Below are 25,806 nucleotides of genomic sequence, written 5' to 3'. Positions count from 1 at the left end.
AGGGTCTGGACGCCGCGCGCGGCCGAACGGGCGAGGCGTTCGGGGACCAGATCCACGCCGATGACCAGGCCTGCGCCGCGGTGCAGGGCGATCCGGGTCGCCATGTCGCCGATCGGCCCGAGGCCGAGGACGGCGACGCTGCCGCCGGGCGGGATCGCGGCGTACTCGACGGCCTGCCAGGCGGTGGGCAGCACGTCGGACAGGTAGACGAAGCGGTCGTCCGCCGGGCCCTCGGGGACCTTGATGGGCAGGGTGTTGCCGAAGGGGACGCGCATCAGCTCCGCCTGCCCGCCGGGCACCTGCCCGTAGAGCTTGGTGTACCCGAAGAGCGAGGCGCCGGTGCCGTAATCCTCGACCTGGGTGGTCTCGCACTGCGAGTGCAGGCCCTTGGCACACATGAAGCAGGTGCCGCAGGAGACGTTGAACGGCACGACGACCCGGTCACCGCGCGACACGGCGGTCACCTCGGAGCCGGTCGCCTCCACGACGCCCATCGCCTCGTGGCCCAGGATGTCGCCGGGGTCGAGGAACGGGCCGAGCACTTCGTACAGGTGGAGGTCCGATCCGCAGATGCCCGTCGAGGTGACCCGGATGATGATGTCGGTCGGGTCCTGGATGACCGGGTCGGGAACGGTCTCCACGCGGACGTCGCGCTTTCCTTGCCAGGTGAGTGCACGCATGAGTGATCTCCTCGCTGTCGGGTGACGGATGCGCCGCCGGGTCAGTGGCCGGCCGTGCGCCGCGCCGCCTTCGCCCCGGGCTGGGCGATCCGCCCGACGGCCTCGCGTCGCCGGCCCTCCGCCTTGAGGCCCTCGTCGCCCGGCGCGGCGCCGTCCGGCTCGAGTTTCGCCGTCCGTGCCCTGGTGGCCGGGGCGCGGGCGATCCCGGCATGCCGTCCCATGTCTCTCCTCAGGTTCCTCCCGGGGCGTTCCGGGTGCCAGCGCGCACAGTGGTTCCGGGCGACGGGTTCCCCGGAGAACACCGGGTTCGACCGGAATATCCGACCAAATCCTGAAAGCGAGTCGGTTCCGTCATACCGGAACGCCCGGGCCGCTCCCGTATGTCCCCGGGCGGCACGGGTACCCACGCGGTCAGGCTCCGGCGTACGCCGGAGCAGGCGCCGCACGCTGGGACAACAGCCGCAGCGCCGTCCAGTCGGGACCGTTTCACCCCCGCGCTACGACACCGCGCAGGGCCGCCGTACGCAGCCGCCCCGGACCGCCGCCGACGAGGCGCTCCAGGAGGCCGGGACGGACGCCGCTGCCCCGGGGAGGCGGCGCGGGCGGGGACAGTGGGGCCGGCAATGCGCCGACCTCGGACGAAGAGGCCCGGGAGGACGCGGACCAGCCCCGCACCTAGGGTGACGAATGAGGTGTCTTCACCGCACCCATCAGGGCACGCGCAGGATGCGAAGGGCGCGAAGGACGGCCGCCGGTCAGGTATCGCCGTCGGCGCCCCGGGCACCCCTGACGCCTCCGACGGAAGGACGAAGCATGCCGACAGAGGCACGTGGCGACGATGTCTACCAGCCGCAGGACGACGGCCAGGATCCGCCGAACGACGAGCTCGACATGGAGAACGCGCTCGGGGAGCGAGGCCTCGACGACCAGATGGAAGAGGGCTACTCGCCGCCCGAGCGTCCCCTCGCCGTCGACAAGTACGGAACGACGGGCGAGGAGGAGCGTCGCGGCGAATCCCTCGACCAGCGCCTGGCCCAGGAGGTCGACGATGTCGCGCCCCCGGACGGCGACGGCATCGGCGACCTGGACGGCGGCGAGGGCGAGCCGCTGGAACCCGAGGGCGGCGAGACCCGCTCGGGCCGCCTGGGTGCGGTGGACGAGGTGCCCGGGCGGCGCACCGACGTCTACGCCGAGGACATGGGCATCGACGGCGGAGCGGCTTCGGCCGAGGAGGCAGCCGTCCACACCACGGACGAGGAGGAGGGTCAGGGGCGGGAGGACTGATTGCGCGGCGGGTCCGGTCCGGATTCATGCGGAGCGGGTGGTCAGTGCTGCGGAACGGGAGGACGGCAGGCCGCCCGTCGGCCCGGACATGCCCGCCCGGACAACGGCCGGACGGGAACGGCTGAGGCCGGCGGGCGCCGGCCTGCGCCTGCCCGACGGCTGTCCATCGGTGCAGTCGCTGGAGGCACGAGCCGCTCTTCGCCGACAGCACACCGAGCCCCTGCCCCGCTTCCAGCGCCGGTCACGTGCTCGTCAGTCCGTCAGTCCGTCAGTCCGTCAGTCCGCCCGTCCTGCGGGCCATACGCGTGATCACTGGCCGGCGGGGGTCTGTGTGTCATGTCGTGATGCGGGTGTGGGTGTGGGCGTGGGCGTGGGTGTGGGTGTGGCGGTCCGGGCGGGGGCAGTGGGTTCGGGCAGGGCGCGGAAGAGGAGCCAGCTCAGCGCGGGCATGGCGATCAGGGGGGTGAGGGCGGTCCGGAGGTCGGTGGTGTCGGCGAGGTGCCCCAGTACGGGGCTGAACAGGCCGCCGATGCTGACGGTGAGGCCGAGGGTGACGCCGCTGGCGGTGCCGATGCGGGAGGGCAGGTAGTCCTGGCCGAGGGTGATTTGGAGGGAGAAGGGAACGTACAGGCCGGCGGAGGTGAGGGCCACGAAGAGGAACATGGCCGGGCCGGGTGTGTAGATCACGCCGGTGACGGCGGCGATGGAGAGCAGGTAGGACCAGCGGGAGACGCGGACGCGGTCGTAGCGGTTGGCCAGGGATCCGCCCAGAACCGAGCCGACGGCGCCGCCCAGGAACAGCAGGACCAGTGCGATGGTCCCCGCGGTGGTGCTGCCTTGCATGCGCTGCTGGGCATAGAGGGAGATGAAGGTGCTCAGGCCGGTGAAGACGATGGAGCGGAAGACGACCGCCAGGGACAGCTTCACGAACGAGGCCACGTCGTCCGCGCTGCGGGGCGCCTGCGTCTTGGCGGTGCCGGGCTGCGGCCGGGCCAGCATCCTCAGGACGGGCACACAGACGGCGGCGCCGGCGAGCGCGGGGAGGACGAGGACGGGCGTCCAGTGCAGGGAGCCGTGTCCGATCGCGGCCGACACCATGAGCGGGGCGAGCGCGAAGCCGATGTTGCCGCCGAGCGAGAACCAGCTCATCGCGCTGTGGCTGCCTCCACTGGCCAGCCTGGCCACGCGCGCGGATTCCGGGTGGTAGGCGGCCACGCCGATGCCGGAGACGGCGACGAACAACAGGGTGAGCCCGTAGGAGCCGCTCAGGCCACTGAGCGCGATGCCCACCCCGCCCAGCAGGGTGCTGACCGGCAGCAGCCACGGCATCGCCCACCGGTCGGTGAGCGCCCCGAACACCGGTTGGGCCACCGACGACAGCAGGGACGCGGCCAGCACGATGCCGGAGGCGACCGCGTAGGTGTAGTCCCGTTCGGCCACGAAGAACGGGATCAGCGCCGCGACGGCGCCCTGGTAGATGTCCACACAGGCGTGTCCGACGGACAGCAGCAAGATCGATGAATTCCTTCTCACCCCTCCATGCTGGGAGAACCACCGGGTGTCGCGCTTTCGATAGATTGACAGATGATGCAGAAAATCCGCCACACCCCTGTCGCGCCGACCCTGACCCAACGCCTGGCATCCGGCGGCGAGATCGACGCGCACCGCCACGACGACCACCAGATCGCCTATGCCAGCAGGGGCGCCATCGCGGTGACCACCGACGCCGGCTCCTGGGTCGCCCCCGCCACCCGGGCGCTCTGGATCCCCGCCGGCACCGTCCACGAGCACCAGGCCCACGGCGAGCTCGACCTCCATCTCGTCGGCCTGCCCGCCACCGAGAACCCCCTCGGCCTGGACGAACCCGCCGTCCTCGCCGTCAGCCCGCTGCTGCGCGAACTCATCGTCGCCCACACCCGTGACCCTGACGACGAAAGCCCGCCCCACCTGCGCCTGCGCGCCGTCATGCTCGACCAGCTCGCCCTCTCCCCCGAACGCCCCCTGCACCTGCCGGCACCCACCGACCCGCTGCTGCGTGAACTGCACGACATCCTGCGCGCAGATCCGGCCGACAACCGTTCCCTCGACGGCCTCGGGCGCCAGATCGGTGCCGGCGCCCGCACCCTCTCCCGCCGCCTCCGCGACGACCTCGGCCTCACCTACCCCCAGTGGCGCACCCAGATCAGGCTCCACCATGCACTGATCCTCCTGGCCGACGACACCCCCGTCACCGCGGTCGCCCACCGCTGCGGCTGGTCATCCGCCAGCACTTTCATCAGTGTCTTCCGCCGCACCTTCGGACACACCCCCGGCACACGTCCCACCAGATGACGGCACGACCCGGCCGGCACACGAGCCGTCAATCTCACTCGGCCGAGTCGCCTTCTGAACGAACCGAGTCGCTCGGACTCCGCGGCGATCCTGTCAGGGCCTTGATGGCCGGGCGGAGCAACGCGGCGACGTGATCCGCGGGAACCTCACGAAGCGCGGTCAGGCCGAGGAACTGGTGGCCGATGGTCACGCCCAGCAGCACGGTGACAAGCAGTGTGGCGCGCAGTTCGGGATCCTCAGCAGCAGGCAGGGCGGCACCGACGCTGTCGATCTGCCGGCCCAGAGCGGCACGGACGTGGTCGGCTGCAGCCTGGTCGGTGAGCATGGACCGCATCATCGCCAGCGTGCCTTCGGGAAGACCGCCGAGCTTGAGGCCCAGCGAGGCCAGCAACTGGTCGACGAGCTCATCGGTATCAGTGGCCGTCAGCGCGGCGGGGACCACCCGCACGGCTTGACTGAACAACTCCCGCTTCGAGCCGTAGTACTGCATGACCAGCGCCGGATCGACGCTCGCCGCGGCCGCCACGGCGCGAATGGTGGTCTGCTCGAATCCCTTCTCGGCGAACAACTCCCGCGCGCTGTCGAGGATCCGCGCCTCGGTCGCTCGTCGGCGGTCGGCTCGGGACTGGTGAGAAGTGGACACCAGTTCACTCTACATCCGTTGACCGAACGGCCGCCCGACTCTACGTTGAGTGGGTCAACAAGTGTTGAGTGAAGGGAAGTACCCCCGTGCCGCATGTGAACACACCCGCCGCTCGAACCCCTCACGAGGTGCTGAGCTGCTACTACCAGGCCATGCTCGACAAGTCCCCGGACGATCTCGCCGATCTCTACGCCATCGACGCGGTGCACGAGTTCCCGTTCGCCTCACCCGGATTCCCTCCATGCTTCGAGGGCCGGGAGGCCGTGCGCGCCGGATACCGGGCGGCCTGGAGCACCCCTGTCCGGGTGGAGGAGGTCAGGAGGGTCGCGGCCTACGAGACCGCCGATCCCGAAGTCGTCGTCGCCGAGCATGTCGTAGTGGGAACGCTGCCGGCCAACGCCACGTTCACCGTCCCCGGCCTCCTCATACTCAGCGTCCGCAACGGACTGATCACGCGAGTCCGCGACTACATGGACGGCTTGGGCGTCGCCGGCGTGAGAACGTGAAGGCCCCTGAGCAGAACATCTGCGGCCCGACCCGATGCGGGACTGCACTCAGCCTGTCAGGCCTTGGCCTGCGGGACCTGTCCCGGCGAATCGAGTCCTCGCACCTCACCCAATCCGGTCCACGCAGGTCGGCGCGAGGCTGGACGCCCCGCTTCATCGAGACAGGACAGCACGGGACAACGTTCGGTGGCACAGCGCACGGGTGTCCGGTGCAACTGAACGCTGACCGGCCGAGGCCCGGGGCGACTTGCAGGGCGTCGCAGAGGCCGACTACGGCCTGCCGCTACGTCTTGGGCCCCTGCCGAGTCGAGACTGTCAGCCGCCTGTAGCCGATCACCACACAAGCCAAGACCGCCGATACGGCGGCGCCGGCGGCAGCGAGACCGCCTCGTTCCCACCAAGTCACCCCGGGGCCCCGGGCAGTGAACGCACCAATCAGCATGAACGGCCCCGAGAGGAGCAGCGCGAACAATCGCCAGTTCGTCCACGTGGACCACGACTGCCGTTGCCGGCCGTCGAGGTCCACGGGAAAGATCCAGGCCGCAAGCCGCATGGACAGAGACATGGGCAGAGACGGCTTGGAGTCACGTTGTCTGGCACCGGGCATGGTGCGAGTGTCCCAGACGGCGGACGCCGGGCACCTGCGACCGGTCGCGACAATCGACGAGGTGCAGTTGGACCGTGCCCACCAGGTACGGCCCGGTGGGCACGGGCAGCCTGAGCCGCTTCGGGGTGGGCGCACCCGAGTCCGCCCCCGCAGGGCCGGGCGATAACGTCGTACAGCCGTCGGCGCCGTCTTCAGCGCCACGCCGGGGACGGCCGGCCCTCACCTCCGGCAGTACCTGCACCCGATGCGCGGCTCCACGATCCGTTCCCTGTGGCGGCTGCGCTGCCTGCCGGTCGGCCACCCCGCCTCCATCGTCAGCGCTCCTGCACGCCGCCGGCCCCCATCCCGTTCCCCAGAGCGCCGAGCAGACCGGCGAGCCGGCGGCGGTCTGCCGCGTCCAGGCCGGCGAGCAGTTCCTGTTCCTGGGCCGAGCGCACGGAACGGACCCGGTCGGCGAGTTCGAGACCCTGCGGGGTGAGGCACAGCCAGATGACGCGCCGGTCGTCCGCGTCGCGCTCCCGCCGGATCAGGCCTGTCGCCTCCAGGCGGTCCACATGCTGGGTGAGCCCGCCGGCGCGGGCCCGGCCGGCTGCCGCGACCTCGCCCGTCGTCCGCCGGTGGGGCTCGCCGGCATCGCGGAGGACGGCGAGCACCTCGTAGGCCGGCAGGCTGACGCCGTACTCACGGAGGGTTCTGCCGATCAGATCCTGATGGACAGCGGCACACTCGTTCAGTCGCGCGAACAGCGCGGCGGGAAGTCCGTCCACCGCCGGACCCGCGAGCTCCGGGCCGGGGCCCCCGGGATCGACGGGTGCCGGTGCAGCCGGGGCAGGACGACTTCGGGGGGCCTCTCCGGCCGCAGTCCCGTTCCGCGCAGATGGGGGTACGGCGTCCAGGGCATCGCCGAAAGCGGCGACCAGCATGTCCGTCAGCACCGGGGCGAACTCCTCCGTCGGGACGGAGACCGCCGGTTCATGCCCGAAGAGATAGCGTTCCATGATCACGCCGAACAGGACGCTCCGGACGGCGGCGGCCCGCACGTCCGCACCGGCCGAGTCGCCGAGCAGGCGCGCGAGGGGCTCACCGACCTGCTTCTCCAGGATCGTGCGCAGGAGTTCGGCGCTCGGCGGATGACTGAGGGCCGAACGTATCAGGGCGGGCCAGGCGTCGTCGGCCGGCAGGCGGTCCCACCGGTCGAGGTAGGCGCGGGCCAGCGCCGCGGGAAGTTCGCCCCGGTCGGCAGCGGTGGCCGACAGCACGTCGCCGGTGACGCCCGACCCGCCACCGACAGCTTCGCGGAACAGACCCTCCTTGGTGCCGAAGTACGCCATCACCAGGCCGGGGGTCACGCCCGCCTCGGCCGCGACGGCGCGTACGCCCACACCGGTGTATCCATGTGCGCCGAACAGCCGCCGGGCCGCTTCGAGAACGGCACGACGGTTGCCCTCGGGGTCGTGCGAGCCCGGACGTCTCTGGGGCGGGCGGCCGGTCGCACCGCCTGCACGGTCGGTCCGTGGCATGGGGGTCTTCGCCCGCTGTCGACCGTCGTTGTTCTCTGGTTGCACGTGGCTCACATTAAACGAATGTCCATATTGAACGGGTGTTCATAAAAACAACCGTTCAAAAGCAGTCACGCCACGTGCACCGGACCCGACCCCTGAGTCAGCGGCAGCGCGGTCCCGCCTCGCCGCACCGCCACGATCTCGGCCAGGATCGACACCGCCGCCTCCTCAGGGCCCCGGCCGCCCAGATCGAGCCCGATCGGCGAGCGCAGCCTCGCCATCTCCCCGTCCGCCACACCCGCCGCGCGCAGTCGCGCCACCCTGTCCTCGTGCGTGCGGCGACTCCCCATGGCTCCGACGTATCCGGCCGCGCTGCGCAGGGCAAGGGTGAGAACCGGCACGTCGAACCGTGTGTCATGGCTCAGTACGCAGACGGCGGTCGTGGCGTCGATCCGGTCCTCGTGGGCGCGAAACCAGCGGTCGGGACGTTCCGTGACGACCTCGTCGGCGCGCGGAAACCGCTCGGCCGCCGCGAAGGCCGGCCGGGCATCGCAGACCGTCACCCGGTAGCCGAGCGCGGCACCCATGTCCGTCAGGGGCCGGGCGTACTCCGCCGCGCCGAAGATCAGCAGACGGGGCCGCGAGCCGAAGGACTGCACCACCAGCTCGCGTCCCGGCGCACAGGCCGCACCGTCTGCGGCATCGTTTCCGCTGGTCACCATGCCACTGGCGCCGCGTCCGAGCATTCCCTCGGCCGCCAGGGCCGCCGCCCTGTCCACCCCTGGGTCCCCCAGTGAACCGCTTGCCGTTCCACCGCCGACGACCAGGCAGCCGGCCCCGTCCACCGGGGTGACCAGAGCCACCGGTACCCCGGCCGCGACCTCGCCGGCAAGCCGGTCGAGAGGCGCCTGCGCCGCCATCTCCCGGATCAGCACCTCGATCGTTCCGCCGCAGGTCAGACCCACCGCAAAGGCATCCTCGTCGCCGATTCCCCAGCGCGCGAGCACCGGTTCCGCGCCCGCGAGCACGTCCTCCGCGATCGCGCAGACCTCGGCCTCGACACAGCCCCCGGAGACACTGCCGACGACACGGCCGGTCTCGGACACGAGCATCGAGGCACCCGGTCCGTGCGGGGACGAGCCCCAGGTACGCACGACGGTCGCCATGACGAAGCGGGTTCCGGAGCGTTGCCAGGCGGCCGCCTGGTCGATGACATGTCGCATTTCGCCCTCCGAGGGCCGTGAAATTTCGGACAGCCTCTTGCCAAGAAGAAACTTTAATGTAAATCATTTCAGGTACTAGATAAGTCGTCCGTGTCGAAGACCACGGTGCGACGAGAACACGAGAGGTCCGGTGGCAGCGGGTTGAAACCCACATCCTTCGACTACACCGCCCCCAGCACCGTCGGCGAAGCGGTCGCCCTCCTCCACGACGAGGAACGGGAGGTCAAGGTCGTCGCGGGCGGCCAGTCCCTGATTCCCATGCTGAACATGCGCCTCGCCAGGCCCGAGCTGCTCGTGGACATCACCCGGATCCCCGAACTCGGCCGTCTCCACGTGGACGGGTCGGGAAACCTGCGCATCGGGGCCGCCGTACGGCAGGCCCGTGCCGCCGCGGACAGCGCCGTACGGAACGGCTGGCCGCTCCTGGCCGCCGCCATCGACCGGATCGGACATCCTCAGATCCGCCACCGCGGCACCGTCTGCGGCAGCCTCGCCCACCACGACCCGGCCGCCGAACTCCCCACCGCGGCACGGTGCCTGGACGCCCGCTTCGTGATCACCGGGCCCCGGGGCACCCGTACCGTCGGCGCCGAGGACTTCTTCGTCGCCACCTTCGCCACAGCCGTCGAACCCGACGAGCTCCTCACCGAGGTCGTGTTCCCGCCGCTCCCCGCGCACCACGGCTGGGCCTTCGAGGAACTGACCCGCAGACACGGCGACTTCGCCACCGTCGGCGTGGCCGTCGTCCTGGAACGGGACACCGCCACGGCCACCGCCCGTACCGCCCGCACCGTCTTCTGCGGCGCGGGGCCCGTCCCCGTACGCCTGCCCGCCGTCGAGGAAGCCCTCGTCGGCACCGATGTCGGCGCGCATGCACTCGCCGACGCGGCCCGCGTCGCGCTGGCCCGCCTCACCCCTGCCGACGACGTCCACGCCACCGCCGAGTACCGGCGTGAGGGCGCCGCCCATCTCCTCGTCCGCGCCTGCACCACCGCCTGGGAGCGCTGCTGATGACCACCTCCGTCCCCGCCCCGCTCGTCGCGCGCACACCGCCGCTCGCCGAACCCTCCGCCTGGCACGGGATCACCCTCACCGTCAACGGTCGGCCGGTCAGCGCCCAGGTCGAGTCGCGCCTGCTGCTCAGTGACTTCCTGCGCGACCGGCTCGGTCTGACCGGTACCCATGCCGGCTGCGAGCACGGGGTCTGCGGTGCCTGCACCGTCCTCGTCCACGACGAGCCGGTGCGCGCCTGCCTGACCCTGGCCGTGCAGTGCGACGGGGCCGAGCTCCGCACCGTCGAGGGCCTCGCCCCCGACGAAGCCCCGCTCACTCCCGTACAGCGGGCCTTCCACGAGTGCCACGGCATGCAGTGCGGGTTCTGCACACCCGGATTCGTCATGACGACGACCGCCCTGACCGAGCAGTCCGAGCGCCCCGACGGGGAACAGGTCGCCGACGCGCTCAGCGGGCACCTCTGCCGGTGCACCGGGTACCGCAACATCCGCCGTGCCGTGTGCCAGGCACTCGACGAGCGATTCGGGGAGTGATCCGCATGTCCCACACCTCCGGCCGGGACCGGTCCGACAACGACGGCGGCCGCTGGACCGGCCGTTCCGTCCCCCGCGTCGAGGACGAGCGCCTGCTGCGCGGCGACGGCCGGTACGTCGACGACATCGCCCTTCCCGGCGCCGTCGAGGCCGCCTTCCTGCGCAGCCCGCACGCCCACGCCCGAATCGAGTCGGTCGACGTGACCGCGGCCCTGACCGCACCCGGCGTCGTCGCCGTGTGGACCGGCGACGACGTGGCGGACCTGCCCGCGATGCTGAACAAGGAGGAACTGCGCACCCCGCCCGGACTCGCCGCGCTCCTCGATCCGCTGGTCCGGATGACTCCCATGCCGCTGCTTGCCCGCGAGAAGGTCCTGTACGTCGGCCAGCCCGTCGCCCTCGTCCTCGCGGAGAACCGCTACCTCGCCGAGGACGCGCTGGAGCTCGTCGAGGTGCGGTACGCCCCGCTGCCGGTCCTGGTCGACCCCGAGCACGCCCTGGCCGAGGACACGGTCCGGCTGCACGAGGCTCTGCCGGACAACACCGCGGTCGCCGTCGCCGCCCGCGTCGGTGACCCGGAGACCGCGTTCGCCGGCGCGCACGCCGTGGTGAGCGAGCGGTTCGAGGCCCACCGGTACGTCGCCTCACCGATCGAGACCCGCGCCGTCTCGGCCCAGGTCGATCCGTACAGCGGCCGGCTGACCGTCTGGTCGGGCACCCAGACCCCGCACCGGCTCAGGGACGCCATCGCCCACACCCTCGGCCTCGGATCCGCCGCGGTCCACGTCATCGCGGCCGATGTCGGCGGAGGCTTCGGCCAGAAGGGCATCCTCTACGTCGAGGAACTCCTCGTGCCGCACGCCGCTCGTCGTCTCGGCCGCCCCGTGCTGTGGCGTGAGGACCGCAACGAGAACCTCACCGCCTCCTCGCACGCCCGTGAACAGATCCACCACATCGAACTCGCCGCGGACGCCGGAGGCCGCATCGTCGCCGTACGCGACCGGATCACCGTCAACTTCGGCGCGTACAACATGACCGGCCTGGTCGTGCCGTACAACTCGCTGTGCCATCTGCTGGGGCCCTACCGCGTGCCGAACGTGCACATCGATGTCACCGGCGTGCTCACCAACACGACGTTCGCCACGCCCTACCGGGGTGCCGGACGTCCGGAGACGGTCTTCGCCATGGAGCGGGCCATGGACCGGCTGGCCGCGGAACTGGGCATCGAGCCGGAGGTGTTGAGGGCGCGCAATCTGGTGCGGCCCGACGAGATGCCGTACGCGACCGGACTGGTGGACCGTTCGGGCAGCCCGCAGTCCTACGACTCCGGGGACTTCCCCGAACTGCTGCGGCGCGCGGTCGCGAAGGCCGACGTCGAAGGGGTACGCGCCCGGCAGCGCGAAGGTGTCCGCGACGGCAGGCACGTCGGCATCGGATTCGCCATGTACATAGAGGCCACCGGCCTCGGCCCCTTCGAGACCGCCCGCATCGACATCGCCCCCAGCGGCCGGGTGCGGCTCGCCATCGGAGCCCCCTCCCAGGGACAGGGGCATCGCACGTCCATGGCCCAGATCGCCGCCGACGCCATCGGTGTGCCGCTCGATGTCATCGACGTGGTCGGTGGCGACACGGATGCCACCCCGTTCGGTGTGGGCACCATCGCCAGCCGGGCCCTCGTCAACGCCGGGAACGCCACCCACCGGGCGGGCCGGCTCGTCCGCGAGCGGATCATCGAGGCGGCGGCCCGCCGCCTCGGCGTCACGGCCGACGGCCTCGTCCTCAGCGACGGCATCGTGTCGGCACAACAGCCGGGCGGCCCCTCCCTCAGCCTCGCGGAACTTGCCGGCAAGGCACCCCTGCCCGGCATCCCCGAACCCACCGACGGCCGGCACGGCACCGAGATCAGCGAGACCGTGCACTTCCGCCCGCCGGGTTTCGCCGTCGCGAGCGGAGCGCACGCAGCCGTCGTCGAGGTCGACGAACACACCGGCGAGGTCGAGATCCTGCACTACGTCGTCGTCCATGACGCGGGCAACATCGTCAACCCGATGATCGCGGAAGGACAGGTCACCGGCGGCATCGCGCAGGGCATCGGCGGTGCGCTGTACGAGGAGATGGTCTACGGCCCCGACGGACAGCCCCGCACCGGCACGTACATGGACTACCTGGTGCCTACGTCCTCGGAGATCCCCGACCTCGACATGGACGAGATCTTCACCCCGAGCCCCATGAACGACCTCGGCGTCAAGGGGCTCGGCGAAGGCGGCGCGATCGCACCCCAGGCGGTCCTCGCCGGCGCCGTCGAGGACGCGCTGCGCCCCTTCGGCGTGGTCGTACGCCGGGGTCCCCTCTCACCGAGCCGGGTACGCGCGCTGATCCGTGCGGCCGCCGGTACGCACGGGCTGTCCCGCACTTCCTGAACCGGCTCCTCATCCGGAGCCGGCCGCCCCCAGATTGGACAACCATGCAACTGGACCACTCCTTCACCGTCCCCGCCGGTATCGACGACGCCTGGATGCTCTTCCAGGACCTCGGCCGGGTCGCACGCTGTATGCCCGGCGCCGTGCTGGACACCCTCGACGGTGACTCGTTCAGCGGCCGCGTCAAGGTCAAGGCCGGTGCGGTGCAGATGAGTTACCGCGGCGAGGGCACGGTCACCCGTGACGGGACCGCCCGGTCGATGTTCCTCGACCTCAGCGGCAGCGAGACCCGTGGCGCGGGCACCGCTTCGGCCCGGGTCACCGCGACCCTCAGCGACGCGCCCGCCGGAACCCTGGTCCGCGTACGCACGGACCTCGACATCACGGGCCGGCCGGCGCAGTTCGGCCGGGGCATCATGACCGAGGTCGGCGACCGCATCGTCCAGCAGTTCGCCACCCGGCTCGAAGAACTGCTGCGGGATGCCGGTCCTGCCCCCTCGCCGACGTCCACGACGAGCACCGCGCAGAACCTCCCGGGCGGGCCCGCAACCGAACCGGAGGCCATCGACCTCGGCGCGGCCGCGCTGCCCGTCCTGCTCCGGAAGGCCGCGGCGCCCGCGGCGGCCGTGCTGTGCGCGGTGGTGGTGATCCAGCTGCTGCGTCGGCGTACGCGCGGCTGAGAACCACTACGCTGAGCGGCTTCACGTCCGGGAGGGCTCAATTGGTACGGGGGAACGCGCTCGGGCAGGACTTCCGGCGGTTGTGGGGCGCGTACGCGGTCAGTGCGGCAGGCAGCGCCGTCGGCATGGGGGCGCTGCCGCTGGTGGCCCTCCTGGTGCTGCACTGCCCGGCGTTCCAGGTCTCCCTGCTCGCCGCGCTGTCCGCCGTGGCCAGCGCCGTCATCGCGCTGCCACTCGGTGTCCGTATCGAGCACCGGTACAAGCGGCCGGTCATGATCACCGCCGATCTGGTCCGCTGCGCGGTGCTGGTGAGCATCCCGGCCGCCATGGCCTTCGACGCGCTCACGTTCGTCCAGCTGTGTCTCGTCGGCGTTCTCCAGACGGCCGCGTCCGTCGCGTTCGACGCGGCAGGCGGCGCGCACCTCAAGGCGCTCGTCCCGCCCGGGCAGCGGCTCCGTGCCAACAGCCTGTTCGAGACCACCAACTGGATCAGTGTCAGCGCCGGTCCGCCCGTCGGCGGACTCCTGATCGGGGTACTGGGCGCGGCCGCGACGATGGTGGCCGACGCTCTGTCGTTCCTCGGCTCCGCCCTCGGTATCCGTCGCATCCGGCAACCCGAACCTGCGCCACCGGCCCGCGCGGCCACGTCGCGCCCGGGCCGTGACATCGCCGCCGGGTGGCAGTACCTCCTGCGGCATCCAGGGCTGCGCCCGCTCTTCTTCAACGCTCTGCTCTTCGGCGGCTCCGTCATGATGGCGTCCGTGCTGATGACCGTCCTCATGCTGCGCGACCTCGGTCTGCAGCCGTGGCAGTACGGACTCGCCCTGGGCCTGCCGTGCCTGGGCGGCGTACTCGGTTCACGGCTGGCGCCGTTGCTCACCCGGCGATTCGGACAGCGCCGCGTCCTGCTGCTTTCCGGGATCCTTCGCACGCCGTGGACGGTCCTGCTGCCGCTGACGCCGTCCGGCGCCCTCGGCGTGTTCACCATCGTGGCCGCCGACTTCGGCCTGCTCCTCGCCGCCGGGATCTTCAATCCGTCGTTCGCCACCTACCGGATGGCGGCCACGCCGGACGCGTTCATGTCCCGTGCCGGCATCTCCTGGTCGGTCGGAGCGAAGACCTCGCAGGCATTCTTCATGATCGCCGCCGGAGTCCTCGCCGACGCGGCGGGAGTCCGAGGCGCCCTGCTCATCTCCGGCCTGCTGTGCATGGCGAGTGCCCTGTTCCTGCCGTGGCGGGAGGCGAACACCTCCGCCGGGACGGTTCCGGCCCCCACGGCGGAAGCGGCGCAAGGTCCACCTCGCGCTTGACCCTCACGCGGCGTCAGGCCGCATAGTCGGTGCCGTGGAAGATCACTGGACCGTGGGACGCGTGGCAGACCTGGCCGGCGTGAGCGTCCGCACGCTGCATCACTACGACGCGGTCGGGCTCGTCCGGCCATCGGCACGGACCCCGGCCGGTTACCGGGCCTATGCGGCGGCCGACGTGGAACGGCTGCGGGAGGTACTGGCCTACCGGCGGCTGGGTTTCGGGCTGCGGGAGATCGCGGAACTGGTCGGCGACCCGTCCACCGACGCGGTCGCGCACCTGCGCCGACTGCGCGGCCTGCTGCTGGAGCGGCGCGATCGCGCCGACGCCATGATGGCGGCCATCGACAGCGAACTCGAAGCACGGGCGAAGGGACTGAGCGTGACACCGGAGGAACAGCTGGAGATGCTCGGCGCACGGCTGTACGACGAGATCGGCGGCGCCTACACCGCGACGCGGCGGACCGAACCGCGGATCGCCGCACAGATCTGGGACGCGCTCGGGGACGCGCGGACGGTGCTGAACGTAGGAGCCGGTACCGGCTCCTACGAGCCGGCCGACCGTGAGGTGACCGCGGTGGAGCCCTCGGCGGTCATGCGGGAGCAGCGGCCGGCCGGCTCGGCTCCGTGTGTGGCCGCCGCCGCGGAGAGTCTGCCGTTCGAGGACCGGTCCTTCGACGTGGCGATGGCCGTCTCCACCGTTCACCACTGGGGGGACCCGCTGGCGGGGCTGCGCGAGATGCGGCGCGTGGCCCGCCGTGTGGTCGTCCTCACCTTCGACACCGACGAGCCCGGATGGCAGGACCGGTTCTGGCTCACCCGCGACTACCTCCCCGAGTTCGCCACCGTCCTCGCGGACTTCCCCTCGCTGGCCGGGATGGCCGGCGCGATCAGTGCCCGCGTCGCGCCCGTGCCCGTCCCGTGGGACTGCGCCGACGGCCTGTTCGAGGCGTACTGGCGCAGGCCGGAGGCGTATCTGGAGGATCGTGTGCGGCGTGCGATGTCGGTGTGGACGAGAGTGGGTCCGCAGGCCGAGCAGCGAGCGGTTCGGAGCCTCGGTGACGACCTCTGCTCCGGCCGGTGGGCCGAGCGCAACAGCGACCTCACCGGCCTGGACGCGGCGGATCTGGGCCTGCGCCTGCTCGTGGCCTGAGCCCCGGCCGGGGCGACCGGGGCGCGGGTCGGGCCGCTTCAGAGCACCTCCGCCAGCACGACGGCGGTCACCAGGGCGATCACGCCTCCCACCGCGGGAACGAGCAGCCTGATGTGGCGCGGCACGAAGGACGGCGTGCGGGCGGTCGCCGCGTCGGGGGCGTCCTCGGCGTAGTACACCGTCACGAAGTCGCCCCTCTTCACGTCGAGTCGGGCCTGGTGTTCCTCGAAGGAGACGGTCCGGCCGCCGGTGGTGAGGAATTCCAGCGTGGGATGCGATTGGGTCATCGGAACGCCCTCGGCATCCTGGACCTCCTCCGTACGCACCCCTGTGCACCGCGCCTCGGCGGTGAGACCGTCCCAGGCGCTCCGCAGGCGCGGGCCCTGGAGCTGCCGGTCCAGGTTCCGGCCGAAGAACAGCGCGGCGCTCAGGGCGACGAAGAAGTAGACGACTGCGACAGCCATGACTCTCCTGGGACGGGTACGGTCCGGCATCCGCGCCCTGCGACGGCCGGGCGCGCTCATCATGATCCCCTCACGCGGGTACGGCCGACAAGGGCCCGGACCGGCCTCTCGGGGCCCGGAAGTACGCCTCGGCGCAAGGCTCGTCGTGGAGAGATCGTACGGATTTCCTCCGCGGGGGTAGGCCCGCACCGCCCTCTTGCTATACCTTCCGTCTAACAGCTTGCTAGACGTGACGTCTAACAAGCGAGGGGCGGCGCCCGGCGGCAGTGGCTCTCATCGGGCAGACACGGGATGAGAGGAGAGACCGGGCACCGTCGGGTCGATCTGTCTCGATTCAAGGAGCCGCACCATGGCAAGCAGCACCGTCCGGCCGGAGGACCAGGGCCGGCTCACCGGGGAGGACGTCGCCCGGCGCCTGCTCGACTCGGCCGCGAAGCTCTCGTACGACCCGGCCACCGAGGTGGACTGGAACACTCCCCTGGACACCGCGCACCACGGCGCGAGTCCGGAGTGGAGCACCCTCTACGGCACCGCGTACTGGCAGGAGTTGACCGATGACCAGCGCAGGGCGCTGACGCGCCAGGAGGCGGCTTCCGTCGCCAGCACCGGCATCTGGTTCGAGATGATCCTCCAGCAGATGGTGCTGCGCGACATGTACGCCAAGGACCCCACGGACCCGCGTTTCCAGTGGGCGCTCACCGAGGTCGCCGACGAGTGCCGGCACTCCATCATGTTCGCGCGCGGCGCCGCGAAGCTGGGCGCACCGGCCTACCGGCCGCGCCGTCCGGTGGTCGAACTGGGCCGTGCCTTCAAGACACTTGCCTTCGGCGAGGCGGCGTACGCGGCGATCCTCGTGGCGGAGGAAGTCCTCGACGTGATGCAGCGGGACTGGATGCGGGACGAACGGGTCGCACCGTTCGTCCGGACGATCAACAACATCCACGTGGTGGAGGAATCGCGGCACATGAAGTTCGCCCGCGACGAGACCCGCAGGCGTCTGCGTACCGCGGGACCGCTGCGTCGCCAGATCAACTCGCTCGTCGTCGCCATCGCTTCGTACTTCATCGTCACCAGCATGGTGAACGAGGACGTCTACGCGAACGCGGGACTGGACAGCGAGCGTGCCCGCACGGAGGCGAAGGCCAACGAGCACCACAAGTCCCTGATGCGTTCCAGCTGTTCGGGCCTGATGGAGTTCCTGGCCTCGGCCCGCCTCCTCACCAGGCCCGCCCTCTTCTTCTACAAGCGCGCCCACCTGATCTGACCGGGGTCCTCCACGAGCGCGCCCGCCCGGACCGGTCCGAGTCCTCCACGAGCGCGCCCGCCCGGACCGGTCCGAGTCCTCCGCAAGCGCGCCGCCCCGATCTGATCCGAGCCGAGAGCCCGAGCTGACGCGATGACCTACGCCATCACCCAGACCTGCTGCAGCGACGCCACCTGTGTCGCCGTGTGCCCCGTCAACTGCATCCATCCCACGCCCGAGGAGCAGGCCTTCGGCAGCACGGAGATGCTCTACGTCGACCCGCAGACCTGCATCGACTGCGGCGCCTGCGCGGACGCCTGCCCGGTCGACGCGATCTTCCCGGTGGACCGGCTCTTCGGAGCGCAGCGGGAGTACGCCGGCATCAACGCGGCGTACTACGCGGGCCGGAAGCCGGAGCCTGCCACCGGCCCGAACTTCCACACCTGGGGCGAGCCGACGTTCCCGCGCAGCCTGCCGTCGGACTTCGCCCCGCTCCGGGTGGCCGTCGTCGGCACCGGACCGGCCGGCATGTACGCGGCCGAGGACCTGCTGCTGCACACCAACGCCGAGGTGACGCTGATCGACCGGCTGCCGGTGGCGGGCGGCCTCGTCCGGTACGGCGTGGCGCCCGACCACCCCGCGACGAAGGGCGTCGGCGAGACCTTCGCGCGGTTCCACTCCCACCCCCGGGTCCGGATGCACCTGGGGGTCGAGGTCGGCAAGGACCTCACCGTCGAGGAGCTCACCGCCCATCACGACGCGGTGATCTACGCGGTCGGCGCCTCCGCCTCCCGCCGCCTCGGTATCCCGGGCGAGGACCTCCCGGCCAGCATGCCGGCCACCTCGTTCGTGTCCTGGTACAACGCCCACCCGGAAGTCCCGCCGGAGACCTTCGGCCTGTCCGCGGAGCGGGTGATCGTCACGGGCAACGGCAACGTCGCGCTGGATGTGGCGCGCATCCTCGTCACCGACCCCGCCGCGCTGGCGGGCACGGACATCGCCGGGCACGCGCTGGCGGCCCTGCGGGACTCCCGGGTCCGCGAGGTCGTCCTGCTCGGCAGGCGCGGCCCCGACGACACCGCCTGCACCGCGTCCGAACTGCTCGCGCTCGGGCACCTGCCGGGCGTGGAGCTGGTCGTCGACGACGGCGACCCGCGCACCGGAGCCGCGATCGATGCGGCGGCCATGGGCGAGAAGGCCTACCTGCTGCGGGAGTTGCCCCGGGAGGCGGTCGACTGGTCCCGGCCCCCGCCGCCGGGACGTCGTATCGTCTTCCGTTTCCACTCCTCGCCGGTGGAGGTGCTCGGCGGCGACGGCGTCGAGGCGGTACGGGTGACGGCCGCCGACGGCGAACAGGAGATTCCCGCCGGCCTGTTCCTGCGGGCGATCGGATATCGCGGTCTGCCGGTTCCCGGCCTGCCCTTCGACGAGGCGGCCGGCACCGTGCCGCACGAGGAGGGCCGGGTGGCGGGCCTGCCCGGCAGCTATGTCGTCGGCTGGATCAAGCGCGGCCCCTCGGGCGGCATCGGCGCCAACCGCACCTGCGCCGCCGAGACCGTCGGCACCCTCCTGGCCGACGCCGTCGCGGGCGCACTGCCCTCACCCCCGAACCCGGCGAAGGCGTTCGGGCGACTGGTCCGCGACCGCGGCCGCCAGGTGGTCGACGCCCGGGGGCTGGCCGCCATCGACCGCGCCGAGCAGGCCCGGGGCCGCGAACAGGGCCGCCCGCGCGTCAAGTTCGACACGGTCCCCGCACTGATCGCCGCGTCGAAGGGAAACCGCTTGAGGCCGGGGCGCTGAGCCGGGCCGGACACCCGGCCCTCAGGTCGCGGAACCGGGGTCAGAACTCCTCCGGCTCCGCGACCTGCCCCTTGGCCCGCTTGCCGACGACGGCGACCGCGGCCGCGGCGCTGCCCACGAAGGCCAGGGCCACCATCCAGGGCTGGTTGAAGGCATGCCGGGTGGCGTGGTCCACGGAGTAGCGGCCGGGGCCGGTCAGACCGATCGCGGCAGCGGTGAAGCCGAGGAAGGCGGGGTACTCGTAGCCGCCGCCCTGCGCGAAGAAGCCGGCGGGGGCGTGGACGGCCACCGCTCCCGCCATGGCGCCCGCGGCGGCGGCGCCGGCGGCCGGGGTGGCCAGGCCGAGGGCCAGCAGGACCCCGCCGCCGGCCTCGCCGAGGCCGGCGGCGATCGCGCTGTGCTTGGGCGGATGGAAGCCCATGGCCTCCATGGCGGCCGTGGTGCCCTCGATGCCGCCGCCGCCGAACCAGCCGGCGAGTTTCTGGCTGCCGTGCGCGGCCAGCACCGCGCCGGTGCCGACACGAAGGACAAGCAGGCCGAGGTCACGACGGTTGACGCTGCCCATGAGGGTCTCCGGAAGGGTCGGGGGCCGGGCCGGAAGGAGGGGGCCCGGGTGCGGTACGCACTCCACTCTCCGCGCAGCGGGCTTCCGACGGGTCACGTTGTTACGCCGTCCGGGCGCCCCCGGAGCAGCGCGTGACCCGTGACACAGTGCGACGTACCTCATTGTGCAACTTGTTGCACAACGGCGTTCCGGTGGTCTAGAACTGGCGTAACCACACCGCGCGAGGAGCCGCCGCATGAGCCCGTACCCGCATCTGCTGAGCCCGCTCGACCTCGGGTTCACCACCCTGCCCAACCGGGTGCTGATGGGGTCGATGCACATCGGCCTGGAGGAGGTCGAGAACGGCTTCGAGCGCATGGCCGCCTTCTACGCGGCCCGCGCCCGCGGTGGTGTGGGCCTCATGGTCACCGGTGGCATCGCGCCGAACGAGCGGGCCTGTTCGCTGCCCGGCGGCGCCAAGATGACGACGGAGGCGGAGGCGGCGCAGCACGCCGTGGTGACGTCGGCGGTCCATGAGGCGGGCGGCCGGATCGCCATGCAGATCCTGCACTTCGGGCGCTACGCGCACCATCCCGGCCTGGTGGCGCCGAGCGCGATCCAGGCGCCGATCAGCGGGTTCGTGCCGCACGCCCTGACCGACGACGAGGTCGAGTCGACCATCGAGGACTTCGTCACGGCTGCGTCGCTGGCGCGGAGCGCGGGGTACGACGGCGTCGAGATCATGGGCTCCGAGGGCTATCTGATCAACGAGTTCATCGCCTCGGCGACCAATCACCGCGAGGACCGGTGGGGCGGCTCGTACGAGAACCGCATCCGCTTCCCCGTCGAGATCGTGCGCCGGGTCCGGGAGCGGGTCGGCAGTGACTTCATCCTGATCTACCGGCTCTCGATGCTGGACCTGGTGCCGGGTGGTTCGTCGCTGGAGGAGGTCGTGCGGCTCGCCCGGGAGATCGAGGCGGCCGGGGCGACCATCATCAACACCGGCATCGGCTGGCACGAGGCCCGCATCCCCACCATCGCGACCTCGGTGCCGCGCGGTGCCTTCACCTGGGTCACCGAGAAGGTGCGCGGCGCCGTCTCCGTACCGCTGGTGACGAGCAACCGCATCAACACCCCCGAGGTGGCCGAGGACATCCTGGCGGCGGGCCGCGCGGACATGGTGTCGATGGCCCGGCCCTTCCTCGCGGACCCGGACTTCGTCGCGAAGGCGAGCGAGGGCCGCGCGGACGCGATCAACACGTGCATCGGCTGCAACCAGGCCTGTCTGGACCACATCTTCAGCGGCAAGGTCACCTCCTGCCTGGTCAACCCGCGTGCCTGCCACGAGACCGAACTCACCCTGTCGCCGACGCGCACCCGCAAGCGTGTCGCGGTCGTCGGCGCCGGTCCGGCCGGGCTCGCCTGCGCCGTGACCGCAGCCGAGCGCGGCCACACGGTGACGCTCTTCGAGGCCGCGGACGAGATCGGCGGGCAGCTCAACGTGGCACGCCGGGTGCCGGGCAAGGAGGAGTTCGACGAGACGCTGCGCTACTTCCGCACCCGGCTGGCGGAGGAGAAGGTCGAGCTGCGGCTGGGCGCCGCGGTCGGTGCCGGGGAGCTCGACGGCTTCGACGAGGTCGTCGTGGCGACGGGGGTCACTCCCCGTACGCCGGCGATCCCGGGCGTGGACCACCCGAGCGTGGTCAGTTACCTCGACGTGCTGCGGCACGGGGCGCCGGTCGGCGACCGGGTGGCGCTGGTCGGCGCGGGCGGGATCGGCTTCGATGTGGCCGAGTTCCTGACCGACGGCGGGGACGCGGCGAGCCTGGACCCGGAGGCGTTCTTCCGGCAGTGGGGCGTCGACACCGAGTACCGCGAGCGGGGCGGACTCGGCACCGCCGAGCGCCCGAAGTCCGCGCGCACCGTTCATCTGCTCCAGCGCAAGGCGAGCAAGGTGGGTGCGGGCCTCGGCAAGACGACGGGCTGGATCCACCGTACCGAGCTCCGCCACCGCGGCGTCACCATGATCGCGGGAGTCGGCTACGACCGGATCGACGACGAGGGGCTGCACGTCACGGTCGACGGCGAGCAGCATCTGCTGCCGGTCGACACGATCGTGCTCTGCGCGGGCCAGGAGCCCCGCCGGGACCTGTACGAGGAACTGCTCGCCGCCGGCCGTCCCGCGCATCTGATCGGCGGCGCCGATGTGGCGGCCGAGCTGGACGCCAAGCGGGCCATCCGCCAGGGCACGGAACTCGCAGCCTCTCTCTGATCACGGCCGTGGGGGGGGGGGGGGGCCGCCCCGCCCCCCCCCCCCCCCCCGCCGAAGTTAGAGCCCCAATAGCTATACACCGCGTAAACGACAACCACACGCCCGAAAAACACCAGGGGGCGCTGGGGCGGCCCCCCCCGGGCCCCCCCCGGCGGGCTCGCCCACTCCCGCCCCACCGCCGGGGGGGGGGGGGGGGGGGGGGCGCCCGCCCCCCCCCCCCACGGCTCCTTAGGATGCACCCCATGTCTCTCCCGCACGCGATCCTCACCGCCCTGCTCGAAAAGCCGTCGTCGGGGCTGGAGCTGACCCGCAGGTTCGACCGGTCGATCGGCTACTTCTGGTCGGCCACGCACCAGCAGATCTATCGCGAGCTGGGAAAACTGGAGCAGGCCGGCCAGATCAGGGCCCTGGCACCCGCCCAGCCCGCCCGGGGGCAGAAGAAGGAGTACGAGGTGCTGGCGGCGGGCCGCGAGGCGCTGTCCGCCTGGGTGGCCCGCCCGGAGGACCCCAAGCAGATCCGCGATCCGCTGCTGCTGCGGATGCGGGCCGCGGCGGTCGTCGGTGCGCCGGGCCTCGACGCGGAGCTGCGCCGCCATCTCGCGCTGCACCGGATCCGGCTCGCGGAGTATCTGGAGATCGAGGAGCGGGACTTCCCGCCCGGGCGGGACGCGGCTCAGGACCGGCTGCGCCATCTCGTGCTGCGGGGCGGCATCGATCTGGAGAACTTCTGGATCGGCTGGCTGACCCGGGCACTGGCCGAGGACGCCGGCGCCGCGGCGGCCGACCTCGGGTAGCGGTCGCCGGGCAGCGGGTCTACGGGCGGCCGGCCCGGATCCGCCGCAGGTGTCCGTGCTGCTGCTGGAGTACGGCCCGGGGGCTCCTGATGACCACGCGCGACGGGACGCCCGGAGCCGGTCCCGCGACGGCCGGCTCCGTGGCCGGCGCGGTCTGCGCCTGGGCACGGCTGAGCAGGATCACGCCCCGCACCGCCGCCGCCGATCCCAGCAGCGCCGGGACCAGACTGATCGTCCCGCCCTGGAGCCGCTCCCCCAGCAGGGCCAGGCCGATGGCCGCCGCGGCGACCGGATTGGCGAGGGTCACGACGGCGAGCGGCGCGCCGAGGCCGCCCCGGTAGGCGGTCTGGGAGAGGAGCAGCCCGCCCATGGCGAAGGCCGAGACGAGCACGGCGACGACCACCAGGCGCCAGCTGAACAGCGGGCCGGTGGTGTGGTCGGTGACGGCGACGGTCAGCGTCTGCGTCAGCGCGGAGGCGACGCCCGAGGTGATGCCCGAGGCCGCGGCGTGCCGCAGGCCGGGGCGGGCGCCGGGGCGGCTGAGCCCGGCGACGACGGCCATCGTCCCCGCTCCGACGGCCAGCGCCTCGACCAGGCTCAGCGTCTCGTGCGGGGCGGAGCCGCCCGCGGTCATCAGCAGGGCGGCCAGGCCCAGCAGGGTCAGGAGGGTGCCGCGCCACTCGGTCGTGGAGACCCTGCGGCCCGCGGCCCTGGCACCGAGCGGCACGGCGGCGACCAGGGTGAGCGCGCCGAGCGGCTGGACGAGGGTGAGCGGACCGTACTTCAGCGCGGCGACGTGCAGCAGGGCGCCGCCGGCGTTCAGCCCGACGGCCGACCACCACGCGCCGCTGCCGAGCAGCCGGAGCGTCCCGGTGCCGGGCGCGGTGCGTCCCGCGAGCCGTGCCTGCGCCACCGCAGCGGAGGCGTAGGCGGCGGCGGAGACGAGCGACAGCGCGACGGCGACCGATGTGGCGTTCATCGGCCGGTCCCGGAGGAGGCGTAGGAACGGCCGGCGACACGGGAGGCGGCGCCGGCGTATGCGGGCCCGCCTGCCGTCGACGGCCACGGCAGATGCGCCCTGACCGGCTCGGCGCGCGGCAGCCGCAGCGCCGCGAAGGCCACCGAGAGCAGCGCGGCAACGACGATCGAGTCGAGCCAGTAGTGGTTGGCGGTGCCGACGATGACGAGGAGCGTGATCGCCGGATGCAGCAGCCACAGCCAGCGCCACCGCGAGCGGGTGGCGACGACGAGGCCGACGCCGACCATGACCGCCCAGCCGAAGTGCAGCGAGGGCATCGCGGCGAACTGGTTGGCCATCGAGTCGGTGGCGGGTGTGGAGCCGTACACCGTCGGTCCGTAGACCTGGCCGGTGTCGACGAGGCCGGTGGCCGCGAGCAGCCGCGGCGGGGCGAGCGGGAACAGCAGATGCAGGGCCAGTGCGGCACCGGTGAGCACGGCGAGGATGCGGCGGGACCAGACGTAGTGGCGCGGGCGGCGCCAGTACAGCCAGCCGAGGAAGAGCAGCGTGGCCGGGAAGTGCACGGTGGCGTAGTAGGTGTTCGCGAGGTGGATCAGCGTCTCGTCGTGGAGCAGCAGACCCTGTACGGCGCCCTCGCCCGGCAGGTGCACGGCGCGTTCGAGATCCCATACGCGTCCGGCGTTGTGGAACGCCTCGTCGACGTGACCGTTGGCCGCCTGGCGGCCGAACTTGTAGATCACGAAGAGTCCTACGACAAGAAGAAGCTCGCGGACGAGGGGCGGTCGGGCAGTAGTGTCCGGCTCCCGATCGGCGGGCCTGCTACCGGCGAACATCATCCGGTGCCCCTTTGCTGACGAAGCGGTGTTTCGGTGGCGGGGACGGGTCCGCGCCGTATCGATACGCCAGTGTACCGATACGGAGGCGTATCGGAACACTCACGTATCGGTACACTGGCGTATCGATGGACCTCGTCGCAGAGTCGCAGAGAGGGAAAGCGCATGTCGTCGCTGAAAACGGAGCCCGATCAGGCCACCGCGTCGCGCCGCTCGAAGATCACGCCGGAGCGGGAACAGGAGCTCTTCACGGCCGTGCTCGACACACTGAGGGAGAGCGGCTACGAATCGCTCACCATGGAAGGCGTCGCCTCGCGCTCCCGCTGCGGCAAGTCCACCCTCTACCGCCAGTGGGGCTCGAAACCCGAACTGGTCGTCGCCGCGCTGCACGGGACCAGGCGCGGACTGCTCAGCCGGATCGACACGGGCACACTGACCGAGGACCTGCGCGAGGCGGCACGCGCCATCGGCGCCGGCTCCGGGCGCGACACACCCCTGATGCTGGCCCTGAGCCATGCCGCCCTGCAGAGCCCGGAGCTGCTGTGCGCGCTGCGCGAGTCACTGATCCTGCCCGAGCTGGCGGCGATCGACGCGATGGTCGCGCGCGGCGTGGAGCGCGGCGAGGTGGCCGCCGACAACCCGGCCACGGAATTCGTCGCCACCCAGCTGGTGGGCGTGATGCGTGCCCGCCCGCTGCTGGAGTGCGCCTACGCGGATGAGTCGTTCCTCGTCCGCTTCGTGGAGGGCGCGGTCTTCCCCGCACTCGGCCTGGACGCGCAGGCGCCCGGGTCCTGACAGACGTGGGCCGTCGTCCCAGCGGATGACGACGGTCCGCCCGCGCCGCACCGTGGGGACGGGGGCGGCGCACCACCCGGCCGGGGGGGGGCGGGGGTGGGGGGGGGCGCCCCCCCCCCCCGCCCCCCCCCCCCCCCCCCCCCCCCACGACCCCACCACACGAGGAGACCACCCCCCCCCTAGAGTATCTTAAGCGACC

General features: G+C 72.0%; 24 protein-coding genes. 14 read left to right on the top strand and 10 right to left on the bottom strand.

Annotated features, from left to right (window positions below; all coding sequences use genetic code 11):
* Both ACIQMX_RS37660 and ACIQMX_RS37655 read right to left on the bottom strand, forming a co-directional pair.
* The coding region (locus ACIQMX_RS37660) for an alcohol dehydrogenase catalytic domain-containing protein (RefSeq protein WP_402485031.1) at window positions 1-680 on the bottom strand (680 nt) is incomplete at its 3' end.
* A 41-nt stretch (window positions 681-721) separates the two neighbouring features.
* Window positions 722-901, bottom strand: coding sequence for a hypothetical protein (locus tag ACIQMX_RS37655; RefSeq protein WP_402485028.1), 180 nt, complete (start codon window positions 899-901; stop codon window positions 722-724).
* Between the two features lie 592 nt (window positions 902-1,493).
* Here ACIQMX_RS37655 and ACIQMX_RS37650 point away from each other — a divergent pair.
* Window positions 1,494-1,964, top strand: a complete 471-nt coding sequence (locus tag ACIQMX_RS37650) for a DUF5709 domain-containing protein (RefSeq protein WP_402485025.1) — start codon at window positions 1,494-1,496, stop codon at window positions 1,962-1,964.
* 309 nt (window positions 1,965-2,273) lie between these two features.
* Here the strand turns inward: ACIQMX_RS37650 and ACIQMX_RS37645 are convergent, their stop codons facing one another.
* Window positions 2,274-3,497, bottom strand: a complete 1,224-nt coding sequence (locus ACIQMX_RS37645; RefSeq protein WP_402485022.1) for an MFS transporter — start codon at window positions 3,495-3,497, stop codon at window positions 2,274-2,276.
* Between the two features lie 54 nt (window positions 3,498-3,551).
* Here ACIQMX_RS37645 and ACIQMX_RS37640 point away from each other — a divergent pair, with 54 nt between their 5' ends.
* A complete protein-coding gene (locus ACIQMX_RS37640) occupies window positions 3,552-4,295 on the top strand; it encodes an AraC family transcriptional regulator (RefSeq protein ID WP_402485038.1) in 744 nt (247 codons plus the stop codon).
* Window positions 4,296-4,329: 34 nt separating this feature from the next.
* Here the strand turns inward: ACIQMX_RS37640 and ACIQMX_RS37635 are convergent, their stop codons facing one another.
* Window positions 4,330-4,938: a TetR/AcrR family transcriptional regulator gene (locus tag ACIQMX_RS37635; protein ID WP_402485019.1), complete on the bottom strand. Its 609-nt coding sequence runs from the start codon at window positions 4,936-4,938 to the stop codon at window positions 4,330-4,332.
* 86 nt (window positions 4,939-5,024) lie between these two features.
* Here ACIQMX_RS37635 and ACIQMX_RS37630 point away from each other — a divergent pair, with 86 nt between their 5' ends.
* On the top strand, window positions 5,025-5,444 hold the full coding sequence (locus tag ACIQMX_RS37630; protein WP_363076940.1) for a nuclear transport factor 2 family protein: 420 nt from the start codon (window positions 5,025-5,027) through the stop codon (window positions 5,442-5,444).
* 921 nt (window positions 5,445-6,365) lie between these two features.
* Here the strand turns inward: ACIQMX_RS37630 and ACIQMX_RS37625 are convergent.
* Entirely contained in the window at window positions 6,366-7,616 is a 1,251-nt protein-coding gene (locus ACIQMX_RS37625) for a TetR family transcriptional regulator (protein WP_402485016.1), read from the bottom strand.
* Window positions 7,617-7,681: 65 nt separating this feature from the next.
* Window positions 7,682-8,776: an XdhC family protein gene (locus ACIQMX_RS37620; protein WP_402485013.1), complete on the bottom strand. Its 1,095-nt coding sequence runs from the start codon at window positions 8,774-8,776 to the stop codon at window positions 7,682-7,684.
* Between the two features lie 141 nt (window positions 8,777-8,917).
* Between ACIQMX_RS37620 and ACIQMX_RS37615 the strand changes: the two genes are divergently transcribed.
* The 6 genes from ACIQMX_RS37615 to ACIQMX_RS37590 are packed head-to-tail and all read left to right on the top strand — an operon-like array spanning window position 8,918 to window position 15,883.
* Window positions 8,918-9,787 carry an FAD binding domain-containing protein gene (locus tag ACIQMX_RS37615; protein WP_402485010.1) on the top strand — a complete coding sequence of 290 codons (870 nt, stop codon included), beginning with the start codon at window positions 8,918-8,920 and terminating at the stop codon, window positions 9,785-9,787.
* A complete protein-coding gene (locus ACIQMX_RS37610; RefSeq protein WP_402485008.1) occupies window positions 9,787-10,323 on the top strand; it encodes a (2Fe-2S)-binding protein in 537 nt (178 codons plus the stop codon). Before ACIQMX_RS37615 ends, ACIQMX_RS37610 begins: the two co-directional genes overlap by 1 nt.
* Before the next feature lie 5 nt (window positions 10,324-10,328).
* On the top strand, window positions 10,329-12,743 hold the full coding sequence (locus tag ACIQMX_RS37605; RefSeq protein WP_402485005.1) for a xanthine dehydrogenase family protein molybdopterin-binding subunit: 2,415 nt from the start codon (window positions 10,329-10,331) through the stop codon (window positions 12,741-12,743).
* Window positions 12,744-12,787: 44 nt separating this feature from the next.
* Window positions 12,788-13,423: an SRPBCC family protein gene (locus tag ACIQMX_RS37600; protein ID WP_402485002.1), complete on the top strand. Its 636-nt coding sequence runs from the start codon at window positions 12,788-12,790 to the stop codon at window positions 13,421-13,423.
* A 41-nt stretch (window positions 13,424-13,464) separates the two neighbouring features.
* A complete protein-coding gene (locus ACIQMX_RS37595) occupies window positions 13,465-14,733 on the top strand; it encodes an MFS transporter (RefSeq protein WP_402484999.1) in 1,269 nt (422 codons plus the stop codon).
* A 52-nt stretch (window positions 14,734-14,785) separates the two neighbouring features.
* Window positions 14,786-15,883, top strand: a complete 1,098-nt coding sequence (locus tag ACIQMX_RS37590; protein ID WP_402485035.1) for a methyltransferase domain-containing protein — start codon at window positions 14,786-14,788, stop codon at window positions 15,881-15,883.
* 38 nt (window positions 15,884-15,921) lie between these two features.
* Here the strand turns inward: ACIQMX_RS37590 and ACIQMX_RS37585 are convergent, their stop codons facing one another.
* Window positions 15,922-16,347 (bottom strand): DUF3592 domain-containing protein, encoded by a 426-nt coding sequence (locus ACIQMX_RS37585; protein WP_402484996.1) that lies wholly within the window; start codon window positions 16,345-16,347, stop codon window positions 15,922-15,924.
* A 349-nt stretch (window positions 16,348-16,696) separates the two neighbouring features.
* On the opposite strand from ACIQMX_RS37585, the gene ACIQMX_RS37580 reads away from it, so the two are divergent.
* Complete coding sequence (locus ACIQMX_RS37580) at window positions 16,697-17,611, top strand: diiron oxygenase (protein WP_363076956.1); 915 nt, start codon at window positions 16,697-16,699, stop codon at window positions 17,609-17,611.
* Window positions 17,612-17,743: 132 nt separating this feature from the next.
* Window positions 17,744-19,390: an FAD-dependent oxidoreductase gene (locus tag ACIQMX_RS37575; protein ID WP_363076957.1), complete on the top strand. Its 1,647-nt coding sequence runs from the start codon at window positions 17,744-17,746 to the stop codon at window positions 19,388-19,390.
* Between the two features lie 40 nt (window positions 19,391-19,430).
* Here ACIQMX_RS37575 and ACIQMX_RS37570 read toward each other — a convergent pair whose 3' ends face one another.
* Window positions 19,431-19,955 (bottom strand): DoxX family protein, encoded by a 525-nt coding sequence (locus ACIQMX_RS37570; protein ID WP_148017109.1) that lies wholly within the window; start codon window positions 19,953-19,955, stop codon window positions 19,431-19,433.
* Between the two features lie 235 nt (window positions 19,956-20,190).
* Here ACIQMX_RS37570 and ACIQMX_RS37565 point away from each other — a divergent pair, with 235 nt between their 5' ends.
* Complete coding sequence (locus ACIQMX_RS37565) at window positions 20,191-22,206, top strand: FAD-dependent oxidoreductase (protein WP_402484992.1); 2,016 nt, start codon at window positions 20,191-20,193, stop codon at window positions 22,204-22,206.
* 242 nt (window positions 22,207-22,448) lie between these two features.
* The gene (locus ACIQMX_RS37560; protein WP_363076693.1) at window positions 22,449-23,000 is read left to right on the top strand and encodes a helix-turn-helix transcriptional regulator; all 552 of its coding nucleotides are present in this window, start codon (window positions 22,449-22,451) and stop codon (window positions 22,998-23,000) included.
* A 19-nt stretch (window positions 23,001-23,019) separates the two neighbouring features.
* On the opposite strand, the gene ACIQMX_RS37555 is transcribed toward ACIQMX_RS37560, so the two are convergent.
* Window positions 23,020-23,979 carry a hypothetical protein gene (locus tag ACIQMX_RS37555; protein WP_363076691.1) on the bottom strand — a complete coding sequence of 320 codons (960 nt, stop codon included), beginning with the start codon at window positions 23,977-23,979 and terminating at the stop codon, window positions 23,020-23,022.
* Window positions 23,976-24,815: a phosphatase PAP2 family protein gene (locus tag ACIQMX_RS37550; RefSeq protein ID WP_402484988.1), complete on the bottom strand. Its 840-nt coding sequence runs from the start codon at window positions 24,813-24,815 to the stop codon at window positions 23,976-23,978. The genes ACIQMX_RS37555 and ACIQMX_RS37550 overlap by 4 nt, the downstream gene beginning before the upstream one ends.
* 162 nt (window positions 24,816-24,977) lie before the next feature.
* On the opposite strand from ACIQMX_RS37550, the gene ACIQMX_RS37545 reads away from it, so the two are divergent.
* Window positions 24,978-25,607: a TetR/AcrR family transcriptional regulator C-terminal ligand-binding domain-containing protein gene (locus ACIQMX_RS37545; RefSeq protein WP_402484986.1), complete on the top strand. Its 630-nt coding sequence runs from the start codon at window positions 24,978-24,980 to the stop codon at window positions 25,605-25,607.
* Window positions 25,608-25,806: the final 199 nt, after the last annotated feature.

Origin of the sequence: Streptomyces sp. NPDC091416, assembly GCF_044756845.1 — a bacterium.
GTDB lineage: Bacteria > Actinomycetota > Actinomycetes > Streptomycetales > Streptomycetaceae > Streptomyces.
This window is presented reverse-complemented; position numbering and strand designations above follow the sequence as displayed.

Excerpts from the sequence above, each read along its gene's own strand:
- ACIQMX_RS37655 (WP_402485028.1), bottom strand. The coding sequence starts at position 901 with ATGGGACGGCATGCCGGGATCGCCCGCGCCCCGGCCACCAGGGCACGG.
- ACIQMX_RS37650 (WP_402485025.1), top strand. The coding sequence starts at position 1,494 with ATGCCGACAGAGGCACGTGGCGACGATGTCTACCAGCCGCAGGACGAC.
- ACIQMX_RS37640 (WP_402485038.1), top strand. The coding sequence starts at position 3,552 with ATGCAGAAAATCCGCCACACCCCTGTCGCGCCGACCCTGACCCAACGC.
- ACIQMX_RS37620 (WP_402485013.1), bottom strand. The coding sequence starts at position 8,776 with ATGCGACATGTCATCGACCAGGCGGCCGCCTGGCAACGCTCCGGAACC.
- ACIQMX_RS37610 (WP_402485008.1), top strand. The coding sequence starts at position 9,787 with ATGACCACCTCCGTCCCCGCCCCGCTCGTCGCGCGCACACCGCCGCTC.
- ACIQMX_RS37605 (WP_402485005.1), top strand. The coding sequence starts at position 10,329 with ATGTCCCACACCTCCGGCCGGGACCGGTCCGACAACGACGGCGGCCGC.
- ACIQMX_RS37600 (WP_402485002.1), top strand. The coding sequence starts at position 12,788 with ATGCAACTGGACCACTCCTTCACCGTCCCCGCCGGTATCGACGACGCC.
- ACIQMX_RS37585 (WP_402484996.1), bottom strand. The coding sequence starts at position 16,347 with ATGGCTGTCGCAGTCGTCTACTTCTTCGTCGCCCTGAGCGCCGCGCTG.
- ACIQMX_RS37580 (WP_363076956.1), top strand. The coding sequence starts at position 16,697 with ATGGCAAGCAGCACCGTCCGGCCGGAGGACCAGGGCCGGCTCACCGGG.
- ACIQMX_RS37575 (WP_363076957.1), top strand. The coding sequence starts at position 17,744 with ATGACCTACGCCATCACCCAGACCTGCTGCAGCGACGCCACCTGTGTC.
- ACIQMX_RS37570 (WP_148017109.1), bottom strand. The coding sequence starts at position 19,955 with ATGGGCAGCGTCAACCGTCGTGACCTCGGCCTGCTTGTCCTTCGTGTC.
- ACIQMX_RS37565 (WP_402484992.1), top strand. The coding sequence starts at position 20,191 with ATGAGCCCGTACCCGCATCTGCTGAGCCCGCTCGACCTCGGGTTCACC.
- ACIQMX_RS37560 (WP_363076693.1), top strand. The coding sequence starts at position 22,449 with ATGTCTCTCCCGCACGCGATCCTCACCGCCCTGCTCGAAAAGCCGTCG.
- ACIQMX_RS37555 (WP_363076691.1), bottom strand. The coding sequence starts at position 23,979 with ATGAACGCCACATCGGTCGCCGTCGCGCTGTCGCTCGTCTCCGCCGCC.
- ACIQMX_RS37550 (WP_402484988.1), bottom strand. The coding sequence starts at position 24,815 with ATGATGTTCGCCGGTAGCAGGCCCGCCGATCGGGAGCCGGACACTACT.
- ACIQMX_RS37545 (WP_402484986.1), top strand. The coding sequence starts at position 24,978 with ATGTCGTCGCTGAAAACGGAGCCCGATCAGGCCACCGCGTCGCGCCGC.